Genomic DNA, 23495 nt, shown 5'->3' on the forward strand with positions numbered 1-23495 from the left:
CGCGAGGGCCTTGTTGGGTGGCATTTGGGTCAGTGCTTATCCCGAGGCGCGTTGCCGACCAGCCAGAGCGCGCAGGATGGCGTCGAGGACGTCGCCGAGATGCTTGCCGACGTCCTCGGCGAGAAAGCGCAGCACGAAGAAGCCGTTCGCCTGCAGGAGAGCATCCTTGCGACGATCTCGGCGGTAGGCTTCAGCGTCGTTCAGATGTTGAGCGCCATCCAGTTCGATCGCCACGCGTGCCTGTGCGCAAAGCAGGTCTACCTCCATTGCACCCCGACCGTCGAAAGGAATCGGTAGCTCGGCATTGAGAGAGAACTTGCCGGCGGTCTCGGGCAGGGTCTTCAGCCGACGGTAGAGGAACGCTTCGGTTGCGCTACGCGCTCGCTCCACTTCGATTGCGTCCGGATCAAAGGCGCGCACGGCGTAAATGAACAGATTGCCCAGCGGCGCGTCCACTCCGTCGCTGACCAGCCGTTGAACGCTGGCCGCATAGTTCCGTTTCCATTCGGGGTCCACCGGCAGCGGCACTTCGGACGGCCAGCCCGGTACGGCGCTGGCCGGCAGCAGGACGCTGTACCCGAGCGCCTCGTAGCCCCGGCATCGGCGGTCGAACATCCGAGCCAGCATGGGGGTATTGAGGTCTGCGTAATCATAGATGCGGACTTCTCGCTTGCTGTCGTGCAGGCGATGCAGGCGCCCGGCGTATTGGGCAATCGTCCCGCGCCACGAAACCGGCAGCGTCAGGAACAGCGTGTCGAGACGGGCGTCGTCGAACCCCTCACCGACATAACCGCCGGTGGCCAGGACGACGCGCTCCTCATTCTCCGGAATGCTCACCAGTTGGGCCCGCGCCTGTTGCAGTGGCTGCCGGCCCATGCCACCCCGCAGGACGATCAGGTGGCGCACCGTGGTAGACAATCGCGCCGCCAGTTCTTCGAGGTGTGCGATTCGTTCAGTGAGTACCACCGGAGAGCGTCCCTCGCGCACCGCCTGCGTCACGTCGTCAGCGATCAAGCGGTTTCGGTCTTGATCGGCAATCAGCGCCGCGTAAAGATCACGGAACTGGACCCGAGGATCGGGGTTTCCAGGTGTGGTGGTGCGGAACGCCGTCGGGCGTATCCACACCGCGTGGGTGAAGGGCCGTTCGGCTGCCTCGTCCTTTGCATTCACACGGTAGCGGACGGGTCCGCACTGCATGAAGACGATTGGCTGATGGCCGTCCTTGCGTGTCACCGTCGCGGACAAGCCCAGGAGATACCTCGCCTTCGCGCGTCTGGCCACCTGCTCGAAACTGATCGCGGGCAGGTGATGGCACTCGTCCACCACGAGTTGGCCGTATTCCCCGACGCGGTCATTGACCACGCCCTTGCGGACGAGGCTCTGTATCAGGGCCACGTCCAGGGTTCCGTTGGGCCTGCTTCTCCCACCGCCAATCCGACCGATGTCCCTGATCGACAATCCCAGAAAAGTCGACAGACGCTCCATCCACTGTTCCATCAATTGCAGGCGGTGCACCAGGATCAGGGTACTGACGCCGCGCCTGGCAATCAGCCACGCGGCAACGACGGTCTTGCCGAAGGCGGTGGTTGCCGCGAGAACGCCGGTATCGTGGGCAGCCAGAGCATCCGCGGCGAGTTGCTGCGTGTGCCGCAACTGGCCGTGAAACGAAACGGCCAGCGGCCGACCGGGATTGCGCTCGTCGCGGACCACGCTCTCGATGTTGAGCTCAGACAGCAGGCGCAGCAGTTCGTCGAGGCAGCCGCGCGGCAAACCGATGTGCAGGGGATGGTCCTCTGCACAGGAGATGACGCGCGGCTTTCCGAAGGTCGACAGGCGCATCGCCTGGGTCCGGTAGAACTCGGGATTCTGGAACGCCGCAAGGCGCTGCAGGCGATTACGCAAGGCCGGTGGCATCCCCTCCTTGGCGATATAGATCTCGTTCCCGAGAACCAGTTGCACGCGCTCGGGCAAGGGACCGGAAAGTGGAGGTTCACGCCGATCGCGCGAGGGCGGAACGTTCCAGGGTTCGTTGTAATCGCCGTCGTCCTCGGCGAGTGCGGGATGGCGAACAGCGATCACGCGCCCGTGGTGTTCCGCGGCGCTGGCAATACCTTCTGCGTCAGATCGCGCGATCTTCCCGAGTACCGAGAGAAACGCCCATTGATCCGGGTAGGGGAGCCAGTGTTCGTCGACAAACACGCTATGGCCGCGTTCGCGCGGGTGCTTCTGCAAAGGCAACGCGATCAGGTTCCCGAAGCCGCCCTTGGGCAGGGTGTCCTGGTTTGGAAAGAAGCGGTCGTAGGAGGCGAGCCCAATCTCCGGTCGTCGCTCCAGGGTCTCGGTGAGAAGGTGTGCCCCCAGCTTTCTGGCCAGCACGGCCGGAATGGCCTCCTCGAAGAATAGCCACAGGTGGCCGCCGTTGCCCGATCGGGATCGTTCCAGCGCTGCGGGAAGCGCCAATTGACGGCAACTTTCGAGGACGGCAGCGACATCCTCTTGCCAGCTTCCCTGGTCGAAATCCATGGCCAGGAAGAAGCACGTTTCATCGAGCAACATGGGGTAGAGACCCATGACGAAGTCTCGGCCGCTGGGGTCCTGACCGGATAGATGTTGGCGGATCACCTCGTCGGTTACGGGAAGAAATCTCCGGTTCGGGCAATCCTGGCACCTCAATCGTGGCTTGTCGCACACCTCGCGTACCCATTCATTTGAGCAGGCAGGGCTGTAGCCCGGCTTGCCGGTCTTGCGGCTCTCGAAAAGGCGGGGGTATACATCGTCCCGGCCACGGAATAGGGACCGATAGAGGGCGATCTTGGCGGCAACCTGGGAGTGTCGGGTGACTATGCTCGCGTTCATTTGGCGGTGGAACGCAAACACCTGTGCCGATAGAACAGCCAGCCATAGATGGCTACATTGACCACGATCACCACCGCCGCAAGTCCGTACTGAATGCCGCGCGTCAGCCCGGCCGGATAGATGATCGGCAGCAGGTAGTGCTCAATGAAGCTGCCTGGATAGCCGGCCGCACCGGCCGCCAGCCGGAATTGATTCTCGAGCGGCGTCAAGGGACAGATCCCGCCGCTCAGTTCGATTGCCGCGCCCCAGCAGGCCGCCGGGAGGTGCAGCAGTGCGAGCCCTGGCCAGCGCAGTACGAGGCCTCCACCGAGAACGACGAAGATGATGAACAGCAGGTGCAGGACGACGATGCCGTCTGCCAGGACTCGATGGGTCATGCTTGCAGACCGAGATTCGAAAGTCCACCAAGCGTGGTCTGGGTCATCGTCGCCGCCCTCCGGTTCAGAAACTGTCGTTGAAACCCTTGATCTGGCGTCTGGCCTTCTTGGTGGGTCGACCACGCAGGTCGCTGCCGGGGACCGGCGCGAGCTGTCGCACCTCCCGCTGCGCCGCACGCCGCGCGCGGCTTTCGCTGCTCTCCTCGTAGAGTTGCTGCGCCTCGGCCGCCGGGCGGCGTTGATCGGAGAGACCGTTGACAGTGATCGTCCATGTCTGGTCGCCGATGGCGATTTCGAGTGGGTCACCGCAGCGTATCTCGCGCGCAGGTTTGAGTGTGTGCCCGTCGAGCCGGACGTGGCCGGCGGCTACGGCCTGTGCGGCCAGGGACCGCGTCTTGTAAAAGCGCGCCGCCCACAGCCATTTGTCGATCCGCATGCGCTCCAGTACCCCCTGTTCGATGCTGCTCATGGTTACTCCCGGCTCGGGTGTTTGCCGAGCTTGCGCTGCAGCGTGCGGCGATGCATTTTGAGGGCTCTGGCGGTTGCCGAGACATTGCCCTGCTGCTCGACCAGGACACGCTGGATGTGTTCCCATTCGAGCCGATCGATCGACAGGGGCGAGCCCGTAACCGGGATCGCCGAGTCGCCGCCGCTGCTCTTGTTGAGCGCCGCGACGATTTCGTCGGCGTCGCACGGTTTGGCCAGGTAGTGGACGGCGCCGAGCTTGATCGCCTCGATGGCGGTGGCGATGCTGGCGTAGCCGGTGAGCATGACGATGCGCGTGTTCGGGTCGAGTTCCAGCAGTTTCTCGATCAATACCAGCCCCGACTGGCCGGGCATCCTGAGGTCGACGACGGCGTACTCCGGCGACTGTGCCTGTGCCTTGACGATGGCTGCCGCGACCGTGGCGGCAACGCTCACGGCATAGCCGCGTCGATCCAGCGCACGCGCGAGAACGCGTCGGAAAGCGTCGTCGTCGTCGACCAGGAGCAGCGTCGAGCGTTCGTCATCGGCTGCTTGCGGGTTTCGTCCAGGCATCTTGATCACGCTTTCAGGCGGTTCAGGGGGAGGGTGACGCGGGTGCAGGCGCCGCCCTGCGGGTCACTGCGGTTGAACAGTTCAACCTGGCCACCGCAGCGCTCGATGGTGGCGTTGCTGAGAAACAGTCCGATGCCGATGCCGCCGGCCTGGTCGTGCGCCGCGCGCTTGCTGCTGAAAAACGCCTGGCCAAGACGCAGCGCCGCTTCTCCCCCGATCCCTGGGCCGCGATCGAAAATCTCGATGCGACAGCTGTCGCTGTCCCAGGACGCCGAAAACCGGAGCGCTTCCGGGTTCGCCGCGTGCGCATCGGCGGCATTGTCGAGCAGATTGAGGAGCGCCTGTTCGAGCGTGCGCTCGGCGGTGACCAGCGGGGGGGGTTGCTCGCCTTGCAGCGTAACGCTGATCCGGGCATGCGGGCGGATGACCTGCCAGTCGTCGAGCAGACGCTGCAGATAGTCGTCGAGTGCCAGCGAGCGCAGACTTTCGTCACGGCCCTGTCCAGTCGATGCGAGGATCTGCGAGATCGTTTGCTTGCAGCGGTCGACCTGTTCTCGCAACAGCAGCAGGTCCTCCTGCAATTCGGCGTCATCGCCGTGTTGCAGTTCGAGTTCGTGGATCACCACGGCCATCGTCGCCAGCGGCGTGCCCAACTGGTGCGCCGCGCCGGCGGCGAGCGTTCCGAGCGAGAGAATCTGTTCGTTGCGCAGTGCCGCTTCGCGGGCAGCGGCGAGTTCGCGCTCACGGTTCTTGAGCGTCGCCGCCATGCGCGTCAGGAAGAAGGCCACGACGCCGAGGCTGATCACGAAGTTGAGCCACATCCCCAGAACATGCAGCGCAAAGCCGCTGCCGTGCGCGGCGTGTGTGTGGGTGCCGCCGGTAGCGCGGGCAAGCAGGGCGTCGAACTGCGCCAGGTCACCCTGCGGTGGTGGTAGTGGCAGGTTCCAGAACATCAGGAAAGTGTAGGCGAAGAGGGTGAGTCCCGCCATCGCCCAGGCGTGTCGGGCCGGCAGCATCGCCGCGGCCAGGGTTGGCGGCAGCAGGAACAGCGAGACGAAAGGGTTGGCCGGGCCGCCGGCAAAATACAGCAGCACGGCGAGGATCGCGACATCGATCGCCATATGGGCGAACACCTCGTTCGCGGTGGGCGGGCCACCCTTGTCGATCCACCATTGCGTGACGAGATTGACGGCTGCGAGCACGGCAATGGCGGCGATCATCGGTACCCCATCGAGGGGAATTTTCAGCCACGCGAGTGCGAGCACCAGCACTACGGCCTGCGTCAGCACTTCGATCCGGCGCAGCGTGACCAGCCGCCGCAGCGGATTCGCCGTGGACGAAAGAACAACGGGTGCGTGCGTCTGATGGACCCGAAACATGCGCTGCAGCATTGCCTGACAGTGATCGAAGCGCCGAATTCTACGCCCTGTGCGTCGCGGTGATGAGGGCTGCGGCAATTGGTCGCGCCTCCAGCTAGCCCTGTCCGCGATCGGAATGTGACGGAAGTCGCACATCGCCGGTCGGTTCTCCTCATATACTTCCGGCACGAGTTGAATAGCAAACGGGGCGAAAGCCCCGGACGCAAAGCTGCAGGCCCTAACCTGAAGTCGAGGAGGGTGGCTGGGTTGCCTCATGGCAAGACGTTCGTTCTGACGTCGAATGCCTCCCTGTCTGCATGCGTGCGTCTCGTGCGAGCGCGCGGCCGGTCCCTTGCGGGCGCGCCGTGTCAAACATATCAGCGGGAGCGCGTGATGAGCAAGACCATCCTGATTGTTGACGACTCTGCCTCGATGCGGCAGGTCGTCAAGATGGCGCTGAAGGGTGCCGGATTTGAAGTAATCGAAGCCTGCGACGGACGGGACGCGCTGAGCAAGCTGGGTGGACAGAAGATCCACCTGGTGATCAGCGACGTGAACATGCCGAACCTGGATGGTATCAGCTTCGTCAGGGAAATGAAGAAGCAGCCCGCCTACCGGTTCGTGCCGGTGATCATGCTCACCACCGAAGGCAACGAAGAAAAAAAGAAAGCGGGCCAGGAAGCCGGCGCCAGAGCCTGGGTGGTCAAGCCCTTCCAGCCGCAGCAGATGCTCGCGGCGGTATCCCGACTGTTGATGATCTGAAGCCGCGATGAGCCTCGCCCGCGCACGCCACGGCCAGACCGCGCGGCTGACCCTCACCGGCGAACTCACCATCTACAGCGTCGCCGAAACCAAGGCCGGACTGGCCGACGCCATGCGCAACGCCGACGACCTCGAAGTCGACCTCGCCGGCATCACCGAAATCGACACCGCCGGACTGCAACTGATGCTCCTCGCCAAACGCCATCCCGGCAAGAACGTCCGCTTCATCAACCACCCCGCGAGTGTCCTGCGCCTGATCGACCTCGCCCATCTCGGCAGCGTGCTCGGCGACCCCCTGTACCTCCCCGCCAGCGAACCGGCCGCGCGCACCCCATGAACGACACCGCCAGTGACCTCAGCGCCGACCTCGCCCAGGCCCTCGGCACCTTCATGGACGAGGCCGCCGAACTCCTCGCCGAAATGGAAGCGATCCTGCTGCGTGCCGAAGCCGGCCGCTGCCGCGAAGACGACCTCAACGCCCTGTTTCGCTGCGCGCACACCATCAAAGGCTCCGGCGGACTGTTCGGCCTCGACGCCGTCGTCCGCTTCACGCACGTCGTCGAAAACGTCCTCGACCGCCTGCGCAACGGCCAACTCCAGTTCGACAGCGAACTGATCAGCCTGCTCCTCGACTGCCAGGACCACATCGCCCAACTGATCGCCGCCGTCGCCGAACACACCACCGCCCCCCTCGCCGGCAGCGACCCCCTGCTCGCCCGCCTGCAAAGCGTCCTCGGCAACGGCGCCGGCCCGCTCCGCGTCGGCACCGACCCGTCGCCCGCCGGCGAAGTCAGCGCCAGCGGCGGCGGCGCGTTCGGCGCCGACCACTGGCATATCTCGCTGCGCCCCGGCAAACAGGTCCTGCAGGACGGCATGGACCCGCTCGCCTTCATCCACTACCTGAGCCAGTACGGCCAACTGCTGCACGTCGAAACCCTCACCAGCGGCCTGCCCGAGTTCGCCGCCGCAGATCCCGAACTCTGCCACCTCGGATTCGAAATCGCCCTCGCCAGCCAGGCCAGCAAGGCCGAAATCGAAGGCGTCTTCGATTTCCTCCGGGAAGGCTCGCAGATCCACATCCTCCCCCCGCAGAGCCAGATTGCCGAGTACCTCGCGCTCATCGAAGCCCACCACCACGACGACGTCGAACGCATCGGCGAAATGCTCGTCGCCTGCGGATCGATCACCGCCCACGAACTGACCACCGCACTGGCCGCGCAGCCACACCAGGCCCCGCGGCGCCTCGGCGAGATCCTCGTCGAACAAGCGGCGCCTGTCCCGCCGCGGCCGACAAACAACAGCGCGCCGAAGCCAGGCGCAGCAGCGACGCGCGCCTCGTCAAAGTCCCCGCAGACCGCCTGGACGCCCTGATCGACCGCGTCGGCGAACTGGTCATCGCCGGCGTCGGCACCCACCTGCAGGTCAGCCGCCTGCAACGGCCCGACCTCCAGGAATCGGCCGAAACCCTGCTCTCGCTCGTCCAGGACATCCGCGACATGACCCTGCGCCTGCGCATGGTCGCCATCGGCGAAGTCTTCGCCCGCTTTCCGCGCGTCGTTCGCGACCTCTCCCGGGAATTGGGCAAGGACATCGAACTCGCCATCCGCGGCGCCGAAACCGAACTCGACAAATCGATGGTCGACCGGATCGGCGACCCCCTGATGCACCTGGTGCGCAACGCCATCGACCACGGCATCGAGACCGCCGAAACGCGCCAGGCCCGCGGCAAACCCGCACGCGGCACCGTCGCACTCCACGCCTACCACGAGTCCGGCAGCATCACCATCGAAGTCAGCGACGACGGCGGCGGCCTCGACCGCGAACGCATCCGCCAGACCGCGATCCAGAAAGGCCTGCTCCCCCCCGACGCCCAACCGACCGACCAGGAAGTCTATCGGCTGATCCTCGCCCCGGGCTTCTCCACCGCCGAAAAAGTCACCGAGCTCTCCGGCCGCGGCGTCGGCATGGACGTCGTACGCAGCAACATCGAAGCCCTGCGGGGGACGATCGACATCGATTCCGTACCGGGGCAGAGCACCACCATGCGCCTGTGCCTGCCGCTGACGCTGGCGATCATCGACGGCTTCCACGTCGGCGTCGGCGGCTCGCACTTCATCATCCCGCTCGACATGGTCGTCGAGTGCCTCGAACTCCCCCCCGAAGTCGGCGAACGCCAATACCTCGAACTGCGCGACCAGGTCCTGCCCTTCGTTCGCCTGCGCCAGCTCTTCGACGAACCGGGGCCGCAACACCCCCGCCCGCGCGTCATCGTCGTCCGATACGGCCACCGCCAGGCCGGCCTGGTCGTCGATCGCATCCACGGCCAATGCCAGACCGTGATCAAACCGCTCGGCCCCCTGTTCGCCGGTGCGCCGGCCGTCTCGGGGTGCACCATCATCGGCAACGGCGAAGTCGGCATGATTCTCGACGTCCCGGCCCTGGTCCGACATTGCGTCGCCGCCGGCCGACGACCGCGCCGCCTGGCGACGCCCCCGCCAGGCGGCGCCGCGCAAGGACCAGACACCGGCGCCATCGACGCCCGGACAGCGATTTCAGACGATTCAACAGGGAGTAGCACATGAACGGATTACGTTCGATCACGGTCGGCAAACGCAACCTCATCTGGGGAGGGGTCACGGCCATCGGCCTGATCCTCTTCTGTATCGTGTCGCTGGTCACCATCCGCGACAGCATGATGGAAGACCGCAAGCAACGGATCAAGAGCCTGGTCGAAGCCGGCACCGGCGTGCTCGACCACTACCAGCAACTCTCGGCGAGCGGCAAGCTCAGCGAAAAGGACGCCCGCAACACCGCGCTCGAAGCCCTGCGCCACATGCGCTACGAAGGCGGCAACTACCTGTTCGGCTTCGACCCCGAAGGCAACTACTACCTGAGCCCGGCCAGCCGCGACTTCGAAGGCACCAACAAGATCGATCTCAAGGACGCGAACGGCAAGTACCTGATCCGGGAGTTGATCACCGCGGCCAAGGCCGGCGGCGGCTATGTCCAGTACGACTTCCCCAAACCGGGCCTGCAGTCGGCGTCGCCGAAGATCGGCTACGCCGCGCTGTTTGCGCCGTGGAATCTGGTGATCGGCACCGGCATCTACATCGACGACGTCGATGCCGTCTTCCGTCGCGTCCTGATCCAGCTGGGCTCGATTTCCCTGGCGCTGCTGGCGCTGCTGACTGCCCTGGGCTGGGCGATCTCGCGCTCGATTTCGGTGCCGCTCAACGCGGTCGTCGACGTCTCCAAACGCATGGCCGCCGGCGACTTCGCGTTCAAGCTCGACACCGCCGGGCGCGATGAAGCCGGCGCCGTGTTCCGGGCGGTGATGCTGGTTCAGGAAGCGGTGCGGGCGATGATCGGCGATGCCCGCGCCCTGTCGGCGGCGGCGGCGCAAGGCAACCTGGCGGCGCGCGCCGATGCGGCCGCGCACCAGGGCGAATTCCGGGCCATCATCGAAGGCCTCAACAGCACCCTGGATGCCGTGGTCGGCCCGATCAACGCGGTCAAGCAGGTGATGGCGGCGGTCGAGCAGGGCGATCTGAGCGAAAGCATCGACGCCGACTACCAGGGCGACTTTGGCGCCCTGCAGGCGAGTGTGAATAACACCGTCGGCAAACTGTCGGCCACCATCGCGCAGGTGAATACCTCGGCCAGCGAACTCTCGAACGCTGCGACGCAGGTCTCGGCGACCTCGCAGGTCCTGTCGCAAGCCACCTCCGAGCAGGCGGCGAGCCTCGAACAAACGACCTCGGCGATGGAGCAGATGTCGGCATCGATTGCCCAGAACACCGACAACGCCAAGACCACCGACGGCATCGCCGGGCAATCGGCGGCCGACGCGCTGGCCGGCGGCGAAGCCGTGCGCTCGACGGTCGCGGCGATGAAATCGATCGCCGGCAAGATCTCGATCATCGACGACATTGCCTACCGCACCGACCTGCTGGCGCTGAATGCGGCGATCGAGGCGGCCCGCGCCGGCGAACACGGCAAAGGGTTTGCCGTTGTCGCCGCCGAGGTCCGGAAGCTGGCCGAGCGCAGCCAGATCGCCGCGCAGGAGATCGGCGAACTGGCGAGCAGCAGCGTCGAGACCGCCGAACGTGCCGGCCAGTTGTTCGAGACGATGCTGCCGTCGATTCGCAAGACCGCCGATCTGGTCGGCGAGATCACCGCCGCGTCGGAGGAGCAGACCACCGGCGCCGGCCAGATCAGCCAGGCGATGGCGCAGTTGAACACCGTCACGCAGCAGAACGCCGCCACCGCCGAGGAACTCTCGGCCACCGCCGAGGAAATGAACGCGCAGGCCGAGAACCTCAACGACCTGATGCGGCAGTTCACGCTTGCCGGCCACGACGTCGCGGCGCCGGCGGCCAGGATGGCGCGACCCGGCAAGGCCAGGGCGCGCGCGGCCACCGCGCAGCCGCTGAAAGACTATGAGCGATTCTGAGGACCTGGCCATGCGCACGGCTCTTCCGGTTCCGGCCTCCCACCAGCCGCCGGTCGTCGTCGGCGGTGCGACGGCGCTGTATCTCGCGTTCCGGCTGGCCGACGAGGTCTATGCGATCGATATCCTGCGCATCCGGGAGATCCTCGAGTACCGCGTGCCGACCGGCGTGCCGATGATGCCGCCGTCGGTGCGCGGGGTCATCAACCTGCGCGGCGCGGTAGTGCCGGTGATCGACCTCGCCGTCCGTTTCGGCGGCGGCGCCACCGGCGTGGGGAAACGCAGCTGCATCGTCATCGTCGAAGCGACGCATGCGGGGACGACCCAGATTCTCGGATTGATGGTCGATGGGGTCAATGCGGTGATGGACATCGGCGCCGACCGCATCGAGCCGCCGCCGGCCTTCGGGACCGCGGTCAGCAGCGACTTCATCGCCGGCATGGCGCGCGTCGATGGCCGCTTCGTGGTCATTCTCGACATGGCGCGCGTCCTGTCGATCGGCGACATGGCAGTGATCCCTGCCCGGTCGACCGACGCGTGATGGCCGGCAAAGTGTCGCCCCTGGCCGAGCATGCGCCAATGCTCCCCATGAGCCGTACCCCCACTTTCTGGGAAGCTACGTATTGAGGGGCGTGGAGGATTTCTCCAACCACCTCAGCATCGTCGAAAACAATACATCCGGATCGACCGGCTTGCCGATGTAGTCGTTCATGCCGGCCGCCAGACAGCTGGCCGCGTCGTCGGTGAAAGCATTGGCCGTCATCGCAAGGATCGGCACGTCCTTGTAGCGGGGGATGCGGCGGATCGCGCGGGTTGCTTCAAGGCCATCCATCTCGGGCATCTGCATGTCCATCAGAATTAGCGCGTATGGATCCTGGCTGGCCATTTCGACGGCTTCCCGGCCATTCGACGCCAGATCGACGGTCAAGCCCAACGTCTCTCCGAGCAGTTCCATCGCGACTTGCTGGTTCACCCAGTCGTCTTCGGCAACCAGGATGCGGGCATCGCTATACTGTATGCACAGCCGCGTTTCGACCTCCAGCGCGGCTTCCGCCCTGGCCTCCGGCGAACTCGCCGAATCCCCGTCGGCTTTCTCAAATCGCAGGGCGAACGAGAAAGTACTGCCGGCGCCCAGCGTACTGCTCACTTCGACCTCGCCGCCCATCAGGCGGATCAGGCGCTGGCAGATCGACAGGCCGAGCCCGGTGCCGCCGTATTTGCGTGTCGTTGAACCGTCGGCCTGTTCAAAGGGATCGAAAATTCGTTTCAGGGTCTCGTCCGAAATGCCGATGCCGGTGTCGCGCACCGAGAATTTGAGATGGGCATTGTGCTCCGTCTCACTGATCAATTGCACGGCCAGTGTCACACTGCCGCGTTCGGTGAATTTGATGGCGTTACCGACCAGATTGAGGAGCACCTGTTGCAGGCGCAGCGGATCGCCGAGCAGTTCCAGGCGCCGCAGGCTGGGCGCGATCTCGCTGCGCAGTACCAGTTGCTTCGTCTGCGCCTTGTCGCCGACCAGACTCTCCAGATTGCGACACAGGCTGCCGACGGTGAAAGGAGTACGTTCGAGCGTCAGGCGTTCGGCGTCGATCTTCGACAGGTCGAGAACTTCGTTGAGCAACTGCAGCAGATGGTTGGCTGAATTGGTGATCTTGCCAAGCTTGTCGCGCTGGCCTGGATCGGTACTGTTGCGGGTGAGCAGATGGGTCAGGCCGATGATGGCGTTCATCGGCGTGCGCAGTTCGTGGCTCATGTTGGCGAGGAAAGTACTCTTGGCGCGGTTGGCCGACTCGGCAGCTTCCTTGGCGATGGACAGATCAAGCGTACGCGCTTCAACCAGTTCTTCCAGATGCTCGCGGTGATGTTCCAGTTCTGCCTTGATGCGGTTGCGCTCGGTCACGTCGTGGATGATCGAGTAGAGGTAGCGATGCACGCCGACGGTAGCCGGCCCCGAGTACACCTCGACATCGCGGATCTCCCCGGTCGCCAGGCGGTGGCGGAAGTTGAAATACTGCTGCTCGCTGCGATTCGCCGTCTGTATCTCCGTCGCGACTTCGTCTTTGCTCAGCGTGTTGATGTCGCTGATGTGCATCGACAGCAGTTGCTCGCGCGGATAACCGTAGTAGTCCACGGCAGCGCGATTGGCGTCGACGATCTGCTGCGTCTCCAGGTCGATGATCAGTTTGACGGCGGTATTGACCTCGAATGACTGCCGATAACGCTCCTCGGACTCCTGCAGACTGTGCGCCAGTTGTTCCAGATTGGCATTGGCCTGCTGGTAGGCAGCAATCGCCATGCGCAAGGTCCGGTTGAGCACGCCGATCTCGTCCAGGGAGTCATCTGGCGGAATGTTGAATTCCTCGCCGTCCAGGGTACGCCGGCTGGCGGCAGCCAGTGCATCGAGGCGCGTCGTGATGGTTGACGCCAGGCGGCGCGACAGCCATGTCACGATGATGGCGAGCGCCAGTCCCACGATCACGTAGATCGCAATGCGCTTCGCGATCGGTGCCAGAAATGAGTCTTCGACCGAATAAAATTCCAGTTGCAGCGCGTACGCCGCAGGGAATTCCGGATGCTGTAACTGGAAATACTCCGGAAAATAATGCTTTGCGTCTGGGCCGGCGGTGCGCAGCAGCACCGCGCCGTCCGACCCCAGCAGACTGATGCCGTGCTCGGTAGACACTCCCAACGTGGCACGCTGCAGCATCCGTTGCAGATCCAGTCGCCCGAAAAGGATGCCGATCACGTCTTTGGTATAGGGGAAACGGATCGGGAAGCTCACCAGCAATTCGGGCTTTGCCCCGCCCAGCACGTCGAAACGCGCGACCTGTGTGCCTAATACCTGGCTGACGGCCTCCTGCATCAACTCGCTCAAACGCTCGACCGGTGCTTCCCCCGTCACCAGGCGGCCGCGATAGTCCAGGAGGGCGAGCGCCAGAGCCGGCTCGCCCGACTGCCGATCGGCGAGGTAGGGTTTCAGATACGCTTCGCGGCCGACCGAGTCGGTCAGGGCCGTCCACATCAGCGGCGTGCGTGCCAATGCCTGCAGGCTGTCGATCTGGTGAATCAGGTCGCCCGACAGGCGCTCGCCGATCAATTGCGCGGCATTGCGGTGCACGTCGCGCTCGTTTCCGCGAATCTCCAGTATGGCCAGGAAGAGCGAAATCCCGCCGAGCACCAGGACCACGGCCATCGTGATGCCAAATGCGGCGCGCTCGAAGCGCGCTGCGAGAGAGTCGCCGCGCCTGGGGAGCAGATCGGTGGGAAAAGACAGCCCTGGCATCGTTGGCGTAAATGCTTAATGGGCGTTCCGGCGATTGAGCGGCTTCAACAAGTCGTCCGCGCCGTAACGCGCCATGAAGATGTTGGCCGGTGACAGCGCATCGTGGCGATCGGCCGAGAACGGTTTGGCGTAGCGCTGAACCAGGCCGTCGTAGGGGCCGAGTTGCTCCATCGCGACCCTGACCTTGCCACGGTCGGCGCTGCCGGCACGGGTAATCGCCTTGGCCAGCAGATGCGTCAGGTCGTAAGCGTGGGCAATGCCGACCGGACTTTTGACTCTCTCGGCCGACTCGACGCCATAACGCTGCTTCAGCGCAGCGAGCACACGCTTCGCCGCCGGAGAGGCATTGCCGATGAAGCTGTAGGTCTGAATTACCGAGAAGTCGACCGCCTGCAGCGCGTCGCCCGACATGCGCACGAAATCGCCGCCGGTGACGCCCCAATGGCTGACGATGGGCAGGCGCTCGTTGACGGGCAGTGCCGCCAGTTCGCGTACGAGAAGGGAGCCCTCGGTTTCGTTGGCGACCAGAATGATGGCTTGCGCGCCGGCCTCGCGCAGCGCGCGGTATTGCGTGAGCAGGCTGGCATCGCCCCAGTTGTACCAGTGCTGCCCGACGATGCTCATCTTGAGACCCGGCGCGGCTTGTGCAATCGCTGCCTGGTTGCTGCGCCCCCACGCCGTGTTCGGCAGGAGCACACCGACCTTGCTCGCCTTGCGCTCGTCCCGCGCGAATTGCAGCAATGCCGGTCCGGCCCAGGCGTCCTTCAGTGAAAGCCGGAAGGTGTAGCTCGGCTGGTAGCGGTGGTCGGTGATGCCGTCGGCCGAACCCCAGGGGTCGAGAAGGAGGATGCCCAACTCATGCACGGCCGGCAGCAGTTCCATATACGTCGGGCTGAACTTGCCGCCAAACACCGCCACGACGTTGGGGTTGCTGGCGTGTGCGCGCAGATTATCGACGGCGATTGCCGGTATCGAGCGATTGTCGCTGGTCACCAATTGCAGCTTGCGCCCGCCCAGCACGCCGCCAGCCCGATTGATTTCGTCGATGGCGATTTCGATTCCCTGCTGTACGGCCTGCGCCGAGGTGCTTGTCGTGTGGCCGAATTCGGCGTCGAGCGCAAGCAGGATGGGGGCCTGTTCAGCCGCGCCAGCGGGCAGCCAGAGCATCGAAAGCAGTAGAACCAAAGCAGGGAACAGACCACGAAACCAGGAATACATGGCGAAAACTCCACGTTCGAAGGCAACAGCAGTGTAAGGCAGTGAGCCTACTTCACTGTAGTGGTTTTGACCAGATCGCCTTGGGACTCTCTTGATCCAGGTCGACCGATACGCGCTATACAGGCATTATGGAGCAGCCATCCCAACCCACCTGGTGGCCGTCCCGGCGCCGACGATTTCCCCCGGGTCCCCCCAACGCCGCGCCTGTACGGTGTCACTTCGTTTCCGCCCTAGCGGCGTCCCGCAAGACAATGAGCGTTTTTCTTGTTGTGCTGCGCGGGGGCAGGTTCACAGCGATGCGGCGGTGGCGCTCATCGCAGAGGCCGTGGCGGTCGAGATACGCCGCCCAGTCGTCACCGGCAAACGGGGTCGTCCGCAGCCGCTCGACCAGCGCCTCCTTCATTCCCTGCTTCTGCAGATGGCTCAGGGCGATGTCGTTGAGCACCCAGGGCGGCTGCTCGTCATGCAGGTGGGCCAGGGTGGCCAGACCCGGCAAGGTCAGGTCGCGCTCGGTCGCAACCCATCCGCTGAATGACTACGAGCGATTCTGAGGACTAGGCCATGGCGCGCATCCTGTCGATCGACGACGTGGCCGCGATCCCCGCGCTGTCAGCCGACGCATGATGGCCTACGGGTCTGTAGAAGAATTCGTGATGGGACAAGAAATCAAGGTCATGATTGTCGATGATTCTGCCGGGGTGCGCAGCCGGCCTTCGAGGAGACAACCAGGCAGCCGAACTCGACACGGAACCGACTTCTGACAACCCCCCGCAAGCGAACCGATGCCGGCACTGACTGATCGATGGCGTTCTCGCGGCGAAACGAACGGTTCCCGTCTTATACGGTGGACGTGCGGGTACAGGTTGCGCACATCCGCCAGAAGAGAATGCGAGGCCAGGCGCGGCTGGCGACACAAGCGGTTGCTGCGACGATGCGCGGACCCAGTTCGGCGAGGGCTCTGTCCGGCGGACAGCGGTCCAGGTTCGCCGCTTCGTCAGCCGCCCCGCATTCGACGGCGGCGCGGCTCTCCGGTCGGTTCCGGCAGGTCGCGAAGGCGCCGCACCCAAAGCGTGATGTCCGGGTCCATACGCGCCAGCACCACTTGCGGGTTCCTGGCTTCGTCCACTCGCGCGATGGCCACACCGACGGCGGATCCGCCAAACAAGCCTGCCCCCCACAGTCGGTCAGCATGCTTGTCAAGCAATTCATCCAGTGCCTCCCAGGTGCGCGCACGGGTCGCGGCCGCAAACAGTTCTTCGAGCCAGAGCGGCCAGCCGGCCCTCTTCTCGAAGTGCGCAAACTAGCCGAGCGTACTACGCAAGCCACCATGGACATCGCGCGGATGATCGACGCAATACAAGACAGTTCACGGCCGGTTGTATCCGCGATGAGGTCCGCAGTCGAGGATGTCGGCGGAGGTGTAGGCATGGCCGAGCAAGCCGGTTCGGCGATCGTTCAAATCAAGGATGGCGCAGAGCGCGTGGTCAATGTCGTAGCCAACAACTCGTCGGCACTGGTTGAGCAAGGTGTCGCCAGCGAGGGCATTGCCGTCCAAGTCGAACAGGTGGCGCAAATGACCGAGCAAAACAGCGAGGCCGCATCCGTGGTCGCTACCGCCGCAGAAGTACTCATGGAGTTGGCTATTGTCATGAAGGTCCCTGGCAGCCGGTTCCAGATAGGCTGATGGCGGGGGCCGTTGGTGTTGCGATGCGGATTGGGAAGATCGGTCGCGTGCGTATCGGCAAGGTGTCTTTGGGGGGCGAATACCAAAAATCGGGCCGGGGTGCATTTCCAAGACTGTTGCGGAGGGAGTACGCGGCGATAATGACGATGGTCATCGCCCTTCGCTACGGGTGCACCGGCGGCAGTCTAATCGCTGATTCGCCGATAGCGGCCGGCATGGAAGATCAGGGGAGCTGCCGGCTCACCACGGGCGAAGCGCTCGACCCGACCCACGAAAATCAGGTGGTCGCCGCCGGGGTACTGCGCTTCGTTGCTGCACTCGAACCAGGCCGAACAGCGCTTGATCAGTGGCACGCTGGCCAATCCTGCAGTGAACTCCACCTCGCGGAAACGGTCATCCTCGCGCTTGGCAAAGCAGTCGGAGAGCCATTGTTGATCTGCCGTCAGGACGTTCACTGCATAATGCCTGGCCAGTCGGAAGGCCTCCAGTCTGGGCGAGGCGCATGCCAGGCTCCAGAGGATCAGGGGCGGTTGCAGCGAAACGGAGTTGAACGAACTGATCGTCACTCCGATTGGCTCCCCGTCAGGGGTCAGCGCGGTCAGCACCGTGACGCCGGTGGCAAAGCTTCCCAAGGCCTCGCGAAAATCAAGGCAGATCAACTCGCTCGCTGCCAGCGAGCGGCCAACTTCACAGTCCCCGCAGGGCGGGGTGAGCATCGCTGTTTCCGGGCACTCCGGAGAGGCAAGAGTAAGGTTCATCAGGCAATCCGGAGACGTTGTCGAGGCATGCTAAGATTCCCGGTCGATAGAGAAAGGAGAGACTTCCGCGATGTCACCTGCAGCCTTGGAGTGCGTCACAAAGCACATCGCCAGCGCTTGCATGCCCTTGAGTCGGTTCCCTGCACAAGCAGTGGATGCGGCGCGCCGACTATCGGCCCAGGTTCGTGATTATCGCCGTGCGACCGGCGCGTGTCGAGACGATTCTGCTGGCCCGGCGCCATGCGGGTGGTCGGTGCCAGGTTGCTCGAGTGAGTCCGCAGATCGATCCTGGTCATCGTTTATAGGCGGATGGGCAGCACGCCAGAGGTTGTTGCCTCGGGGATGAAGGCGGCTCGGTCGTCCTTCATCCCGAGCTTCTCCGAACGGGTGATCGCCTGGCAGAAGGTGAGCGGTCGTCACGACCTGCCATGGCAGCAGGGCGGCGACGCCTACCGCATCTGGCTATCCGAGGTCATGCTGCAGCAAACGCAGGTGCGCAGCGTGATTCCGTATTTTGCTCGATTTCTGGAACGCTTTCCGACGCTGGAAGTGCTTGCCGCAGCGCCGCTCGAGAGCGTGCTGGAACAGTGGTCTGGTCTTGGCTATTATGCGCGCGCACGAAATTTGCACCGCTGCGCGCAAATCCTTGTCCACGAGCGTGGCGGGGGCTTCTCTGCCGAACCGGCCGACAATGCCCAACTGCCTGGAATTGGCCGCTCCACCGCGGCGGCGATCAGCGTTTTTGCCTTTGGCCGTCGGGCAGCCATTCTCGATGGCAACGTCAGGCGCGTGCTCGGGCGTTGCTTCGGTATCGCCGGTGGCGACTCGCCGGCACGCGACGCACGCGTGTTGTGGGATCTGGCCGAATCGCTACTCCCGGAAAGCGACATCGAAACCTATACCCAAGGGATGATGGATCTCGGGGCCACTGTCTGCAGCCGTCGCAAGCCCAGTTGCGACACTTGTCCTTTGCAGGGAATCTGCGTCGCCCGGTACGAGGGTCGGCAAACCGACTTTCCTCAACGCCCGAAACCAAAGGTGCTGCCGCAACGTCTCAGCCGCCTGTTGCTGTTTTGCGATGGCCGACGAGTGCTGCTCGAACGTCGCCCGCCTAGTGGCATCTGGGGTGGTCTGCTGAGCTTGCCTGAATGGTCAGGCGAATCTGCCGAACGTTTCGCCGAGAACCAGGGCTGTCGTCTGGTGGATACACAAAGCCTGCCGCCAGTTACCCACGCCTTCACGCACTTCCGTCTGACCATCGATGTGCTGCTCTGCAAGGTCGAAATCGCAGGCCTGCGGGCAATGGAAATGCGTTGGCAATGGTTGCCTCTGGAGAACGTCGCTGCTGCGGCCTTGCCGATGCCGATCAAGAAGCTGTTGCTGACGCTGCCTCTGCAAGGTTGATCCGACAGCCTGCCGGCTCGGGTGCTGGCGGGTCAGATCGGCTTCTCCCTCAAGAACTGTTCGAAAGCTTCGACCGGCAAGGGGCGGCTGAAGAGGAAGCCCTGGTAGCCGTGGCAGCCGTGATTGGCAAGGAACTGGCGTTGGGCTTCATTTTCCACCCCCTCGGCAATCACCTTCAGGCCGAGGCTGCGTCCCATGGTGACGATGGTCTGAGCGATTACTGCGTCGTTCTGGTTGTCCGGGAGGCGGCGGACGAATGCCCGGTCGATCTTGAGCTGGTCGAGCGGTAACCGGGTCAGGTAGGAAAGCGAAGAATAGCCGGTGCCGAAGTCGTCCATCGAGAAAGTTACGCCAAGCAGCTTGATGGCATGCATCTTGGCGATGGTATCGGCGACGTTGTCCAGCACCAGGCTCTCGGTCAGTTCGAGTTTCAGGCGTGTCGGCTCGGCGCCGCTACGCTCCAGTAGCTCCCGTAGTTGGTCGACGAAATCGGCTTGGCGGAACTGGCGTGCGCTGACGTTGACCGCCACCTGCAACTCGCGAGTCCGGGCATCGGTTGCCCACGCGGTGATCTGTGCGCAGGCGGTTTCCAGTACCCAGTGCCCGATCGGCACGATCAGCCCGGTGTCTTCGGCCAAGGGGATGAATCTGGCCGGTGCGACCAGCCCGTGTTCGGGATGCTGCCAACGCAGCAGCACCTCGGTTCCGAAAACACGCTGCTGGGCGTCGATCTGCGGTTGGTAATGCAGTACAAACTGGCCCTGCTGCAGGGCCAGATGCAGATCTTCCTCGAGTTGTCGTCGGTCCCTGGCGGCCTCGTTCATGCTCGCGGTAAAGAACTGCACGTTGTTGCGTCCGGCCGATTTCGCGTGATACATCGCGGCGTCGGCATTGCGCATCAGGATTTCGACGGTTTCGCCATCTCCGGGGAAGACGGCAATGCCAATGCTCGACGTCGTATGCAGCCCATGCCCGTCGATTTGACACGGTTGCGACAGGGCCTTGAGCACTTTCGCCGCCACTCGCTCGGCAGCAACGGCGTCGGCCCCGGTCAATACGACGACGAACTCGTCGCCGCCAAGGCGTGCCACCACGTCGCTCTCGCGCACGCTTGCCGTCAGCCTCTTGGACACTTCGAGCAACAGCGCATCGCCGACGTGGTGACCGAGAGTGTCGTTGATATTCTTGAAGCGGTCGAGATCAAGGAACATCACGGCTACCGGGTGGCGATGGCCGTCTCGTCGCGCCGAGGCCAGGACCTGATCGAGCCGGCCCTGCAGGTTGGAGCGGTTGGGCAGATCGGTCAGAGTGTCGAAATGTGCCAGATGACTGATCTTTTCTTCGGCAGCCTTGCGCTCCGAGATGTCGACGAAGCTGCCGATATAGTGTTCGATGTCGCCATCGGCAGCGCGCATGGTCGAGATCGAGAGCCATTTCGGGTACACGCTGCCATCCTTGCGGCGATCCCAGATCTCGCCTTGCCAGTGGCCACTGCAGGTGATCGAATGCCACATCGCTCGATACTCTTCCGGGGCCGATCGCCCGGAAGACAGGAGACGTGGATCCTTGCCGCGGACTTCCTCGGCACTGTAGCCGGTGAGGCGACAGAAGGCCTTGTTGACTTCCAGAATGCGGTTGTCCCGGTCGCTGACCATGATTGCTTCGGCACTGTGTTCGAAAACCCCGGCCAGCAGGCGCAAGCGCGTTTCGGTGATGCGCCGGTCGCTGATGTCGCGCCACAGGGTGTGCAAGATCACCTCGCCACGCAGGGTGATCGGGGTCAGCGTGACCTCGACCGGAACCGGTGTGCCGTCCCCGCGCTGGTGCGTCCACTCGAAACGGTGGTAGCCGCAGCGATGTGCGGTAGCCATCATCGCTGCGGCTTTCTCCTTCGATGGCTGACCGTCGGGTTGGCAGGCCGGCGAGATGTCTTCCGGGTTGCGTCCGAGAAACTCGGCCTTGGAAGGGTAGCCGAGAAGTTCCAGGGTGGCTGTGTTGCAGTCGATGAAGTGTCCATCCTGGAGCAGCAGCAGGGGGTCCTTGGCGTCTTCGAAGAGGTGGCGGAAAGCCTCCTCGCTCTCGCGCAGCAGCTTCTCCGCTTGCAGGCGCTCGGTGACGTCTTCCTTGACTGCCAGATAGTGCGTCACCTCGCCGTGATCGCCGAATACCGGGGCAATCGAGGCCTTTTCCCAGAACAGTTCGCCATTCTTGCGCCGGTTGTGGAGAAGGCCGTTCCAGACCTTGCCCGCGAGCAAGGTTTGCCACAGCGTCTTGTAGGTTTCAAGAGGGACCAGGCCGGATTTCAGAATGCGCGGGTTCTGGCCGATCGCTTCAAGCCGCGTATAACCGGTTACGCGCGTGAAGCTCGGATTGACGTACTCGATCTCGGCATTGCGGTTGGTGATGACGATGGCCACGGGGCTTTGTTCCACAGCCTGCAACAGGTTCTGGGATTCTTCCTCCGCCTGACGCTGCTCCGAGATGTCGGCGTAGACCCAGATGCTGCCTTCCTGTGGTTGGCTGGGGTCGATGGCCCGTCCGGTCAGCACGCCCCAGAAGAGGTTGCCATCCTTGCGTCTCAGCATCAGTTCGGCCCGGAAATTTCGGCCTTCGGCGACGATGCTGTAAGCCCGGGTACCGATCTGTTCGAAGACCTCGTTCGAAGGGTAAAAGCATTCGGACGTTCTGCCGATCAGTTCCCCCGGGAGATAGCCGAAGATCTCCTCAAGACGCCGGTTGCACGAAACCACTCGACGGTGCCGCAGGTGTACGATGCCTACCAGTGCGTTGGCGAGGAGCGTTTCCATTTCGGCCAGCAACTGGCGGTTGGTTTCCTCCATCTGTTGCCGCTCGCTGAGGTCGGCGAGCACATTGGCGATGATCGGATCGTCACCAGCCACGTCGTGGACGACGAACAAGGTATGGATCGTCGGGATCCGCCGTCCGTCGAGCGCGGACAAGTCCAGTTCACCTGTCCACCGCCCCAACGAGAGAACGTTTGGCAGCACCTCTTCGTGCAATCTCGTGGCGTTCTCCCCGCTGTAGAACTGCGTGAAGGAGTACGTGCTGCATGTCGCGTCGAGGGGTATTCCGAGCATCTGGCGAAGCGCCGGGTTGGCATAGAGGATGGTGCCGTCAGGGTGAGCCATGCCGATTCCCTGTCCGGCATTTTCTGCCAGGCGTTCGAATATCTCGAGCCGCTGGCTGTTGGCTCGTTGTTGTTGTTCGCTGTCGATCAGGTCGGCCAATACCTTGGCCTCGCGCTGCTCGCTGTGCCACAGGCGGCGTAGCAGTCCCGCCAGGAGCATCAGCAACAGCAGCCCTGAAACCCCCACCACCAGGGCACGTGTCCGCCAACCGGCCAGCAACTCATCGCGACTGATGCCGATAATGAAATAGAAGGGATAGCGTTCGAGCCGGTGGAAACTGTAAATGCGGTAGGTGCCGTCAGTCTGCGAGACGAAATGCAGGGTGCCGGTGGTGTCTCCGCGCGCGATGGGTTGCCGAAGGGGATGGCCCGGATCGAGCGTCTGGTTTGTCTGGGTGGGTACCGACGGCCAGCGTACCACTTGCCGGTGGTCGTCGCTGCGGCGAAAGGAGATGACCCCATCGGTTCCGACGTCTACCGAGCGGAAGATCTCCGCGTAGAGGTCAAGGTTGAGTACCGCGGTAACGATGCCGCGAAAGACGCCATCCGCATCGCGCAGCGGGCTGGCGACAATCAGACTGGGGCGGTCCGTGGCGCGTGACACGATGACTTCGGAGAACACCAGACCATTTTGTGGCTTGTCCTGCAGGGCGCGGAAGTATGGCCGGTCGGCGACGTTGATGCGCGGGGTGTTGGCCCAATCCGAGCTGTACAGCAACTCGCCCTCGACATCGAAAACGCGCAGGCCGACGAGTTCGCTGAAATTGAGCAGTTGGGAGTCGAGTTCGCTGGTCATTTCGCCGATGTAGGCGGACGAGGCCTGGCGGGAGAGTGCCCGTGCCGGGATACGACGGGTCATCCCCTGCAGAATGGCATCGGTGCGGCGTAACGTAGCGTCGAGGCGGGTTTCGAAGATGGCCGCATAGCTGCGAGTCCTCGTTTCGGCATCATGAATTTCCTCGCGGTAGCTCAGCCAGAGTTGATAAGCGAGGAGTTGCACAACCAGGAGGACCAACAAGCCGAGGACCAGCAGCAGCGTCTTGCGCTGACGACGGATTTTGACGAGTGAATTCGGTGAGGTCATGCGAGAATACTGCAAGACTTCCCAAGCAAAGGCAAGGCCACCCTGCGCGACCGGGGATCTTGCGCAGGGATA

The 23495-nt window shown here is 63.8% G+C and carries 18 protein-coding genes, 1 pseudogene and 1 riboswitch; of the genes and pseudogenes, 9 read left to right on the forward strand and 10 right to left on the reverse strand.

The annotated features are described in order from the left end of the window. Positions 1–36: 36 nt before the first annotated feature. The 5 genes from AC15MQ_RS18915 to AC15MQ_RS18935 all read right to left on the reverse strand — a co-directional run bounded on the left by AC15MQ_RS18915 (position 37) and on the right by AC15MQ_RS18935 (position 5650). Positions 37–2856: a TOTE conflict system archaeo-eukaryotic primase domain-containing protein gene (locus AC15MQ_RS18915; RefSeq protein ID WP_483080981.1), complete on the reverse strand. Its 2820-nt coding sequence runs from the start codon at positions 2854–2856 to the stop codon at positions 37–39. Next, on the reverse strand, positions 2853–3233 hold the full coding sequence (locus tag AC15MQ_RS18920; RefSeq protein ID WP_483080982.1) for a DUF2784 domain-containing protein: 381 nt from the start codon (positions 3231–3233) through the stop codon (positions 2853–2855). Before AC15MQ_RS18920 ends, AC15MQ_RS18915 begins: the two co-directional genes overlap by 4 nt. Positions 3234–3297: 64 nt before the next feature. Next, complete coding sequence (locus AC15MQ_RS18925; RefSeq protein WP_483080983.1) at positions 3298–3702, reverse strand: RNA-binding S4 domain-containing protein; 405 nt, start codon at positions 3700–3702, stop codon at positions 3298–3300. Positions 3703–3704: 2 nt separating this feature from the next. Next, positions 3705–4271, reverse strand: a complete 567-nt coding sequence (locus tag AC15MQ_RS18930; RefSeq protein WP_483080984.1) for a response regulator transcription factor — start codon at positions 4269–4271, stop codon at positions 3705–3707. Between the two features lie 5 nt (positions 4272–4276). After that, positions 4277–5650, reverse strand: a complete 1374-nt coding sequence (locus AC15MQ_RS18935; RefSeq protein ID WP_483080985.1) for an ATP-binding protein — start codon at positions 5648–5650, stop codon at positions 4277–4279. A 167-nt stretch (positions 5651–5817) separates the two neighbouring features. Beyond that, a riboswitch (cyclic di-GMP riboswitch) is annotated at positions 5818–5904 on the forward strand. Between the two features lie 118 nt (positions 5905–6022). Between AC15MQ_RS18935 and AC15MQ_RS18940 the strand changes: the two genes are divergently transcribed. From AC15MQ_RS18940 to AC15MQ_RS18970, 7 genes and pseudogenes are all read left to right on the forward strand, one after another. After that, on the forward strand, positions 6023–6391 hold the full coding sequence (locus tag AC15MQ_RS18940; protein ID WP_350496927.1) for a response regulator: 369 nt from the start codon (positions 6023–6025) through the stop codon (positions 6389–6391). Positions 6392–6398: 7 nt separating this feature from the next. Then, complete coding sequence (locus AC15MQ_RS18945) at positions 6399–6728, forward strand: STAS domain-containing protein (RefSeq protein WP_332336003.1); 330 nt, start codon at positions 6399–6401, stop codon at positions 6726–6728. Continuing rightward, positions 6725–7762 carry an Hpt domain-containing protein gene (locus AC15MQ_RS18950; RefSeq protein ID WP_483080986.1) on the forward strand — a complete coding sequence of 346 codons (1038 nt, stop codon included), beginning with the start codon at positions 6725–6727 and terminating at the stop codon, positions 7760–7762. Before AC15MQ_RS18945 ends, AC15MQ_RS18950 begins: the two co-directional genes overlap by 4 nt. A gap of 17 nt (positions 7763–7779) precedes the next feature. Beyond that, positions 7780–7833, forward strand: a pseudogene (locus AC15MQ_RS18955) (hypothetical protein); the annotation flags it as partial. Between the two features lie 54 nt (positions 7834–7887). Continuing rightward, entirely contained in the window at positions 7888–8973 is a 1086-nt protein-coding gene (locus AC15MQ_RS18960; protein WP_483080987.1) for a chemotaxis protein CheA, read from the forward strand. Then, positions 8970–10844, forward strand: a complete 1875-nt coding sequence (locus tag AC15MQ_RS18965; protein ID WP_483080988.1) for a methyl-accepting chemotaxis protein — start codon at positions 8970–8972, stop codon at positions 10842–10844. Before AC15MQ_RS18960 ends, AC15MQ_RS18965 begins: the two co-directional genes overlap by 4 nt. Before the next feature lie 10 nt (positions 10845–10854). Beyond that, complete coding sequence (locus AC15MQ_RS18970) at positions 10855–11382, forward strand: chemotaxis protein CheW (protein WP_483080989.1); 528 nt, start codon at positions 10855–10857, stop codon at positions 11380–11382. 75 nt (positions 11383–11457) lie between these two features. On the opposite strand, the gene AC15MQ_RS18975 is transcribed toward AC15MQ_RS18970, so the two are convergent. The 3 genes from AC15MQ_RS18975 to AC15MQ_RS18985 form a co-directional block, all read right to left on the reverse strand. Then, a complete protein-coding gene (locus tag AC15MQ_RS18975; protein WP_483080990.1) occupies positions 11458–14127 on the reverse strand; it encodes a PAS domain-containing hybrid sensor histidine kinase/response regulator in 2670 nt (889 codons plus the stop codon). A 15-nt stretch (positions 14128–14142) separates the two neighbouring features. Beyond that, positions 14143–15345 carry an ABC transporter substrate-binding protein gene (locus AC15MQ_RS18980; RefSeq protein WP_483080991.1) on the reverse strand — a complete coding sequence of 401 codons (1203 nt, stop codon included), beginning with the start codon at positions 15343–15345 and terminating at the stop codon, positions 14143–14145. 214 nt (positions 15346–15559) lie between these two features. Then, positions 15560–15841 (reverse strand): hypothetical protein, encoded by a 282-nt coding sequence (locus AC15MQ_RS18985; protein WP_483080992.1) that lies wholly within the window; start codon positions 15839–15841, stop codon positions 15560–15562. A 693-nt stretch (positions 15842–16534) separates the two neighbouring features. Here AC15MQ_RS18985 and AC15MQ_RS18990 point away from each other — a divergent pair. Further along, entirely contained in the window at positions 16535–17029 is a 495-nt protein-coding gene (locus tag AC15MQ_RS18990; protein ID WP_483080993.1) for a methyl-accepting chemotaxis protein, read from the forward strand. A gap of 185 nt (positions 17030–17214) precedes the next feature. Here AC15MQ_RS18990 and AC15MQ_RS18995 read toward each other — a convergent pair whose 3' ends face one another. Continuing rightward, positions 17215–17787, reverse strand: a complete 573-nt coding sequence (locus AC15MQ_RS18995; RefSeq protein WP_483080994.1) for a flavin reductase family protein — start codon at positions 17785–17787, stop codon at positions 17215–17217. 309 nt (positions 17788–18096) lie between these two features. On the opposite strand from AC15MQ_RS18995, the gene mutY reads away from it, so the two are divergent. Beyond that, complete coding sequence (gene mutY / locus AC15MQ_RS19000; RefSeq protein WP_483080995.1) at positions 18097–19191, forward strand: A/G-specific adenine glycosylase; 1095 nt, start codon at positions 18097–18099, stop codon at positions 19189–19191. 32 nt (positions 19192–19223) lie between these two features. Here the strand turns inward: mutY and AC15MQ_RS19005 are convergent, their stop codons facing one another. Continuing rightward, the gene (locus AC15MQ_RS19005; RefSeq protein ID WP_483080996.1) at positions 19224–23423 is read right to left on the reverse strand and encodes a bifunctional diguanylate cyclase/phosphodiesterase; all 4200 of its coding nucleotides are present in this window, start codon (positions 23421–23423) and stop codon (positions 19224–19226) included. Positions 23424–23495 lie beyond the last annotated feature (72 nt).

The sequence above is a fragment of the Candidatus Accumulibacter propinquus genome, assembly GCF_056856495.1.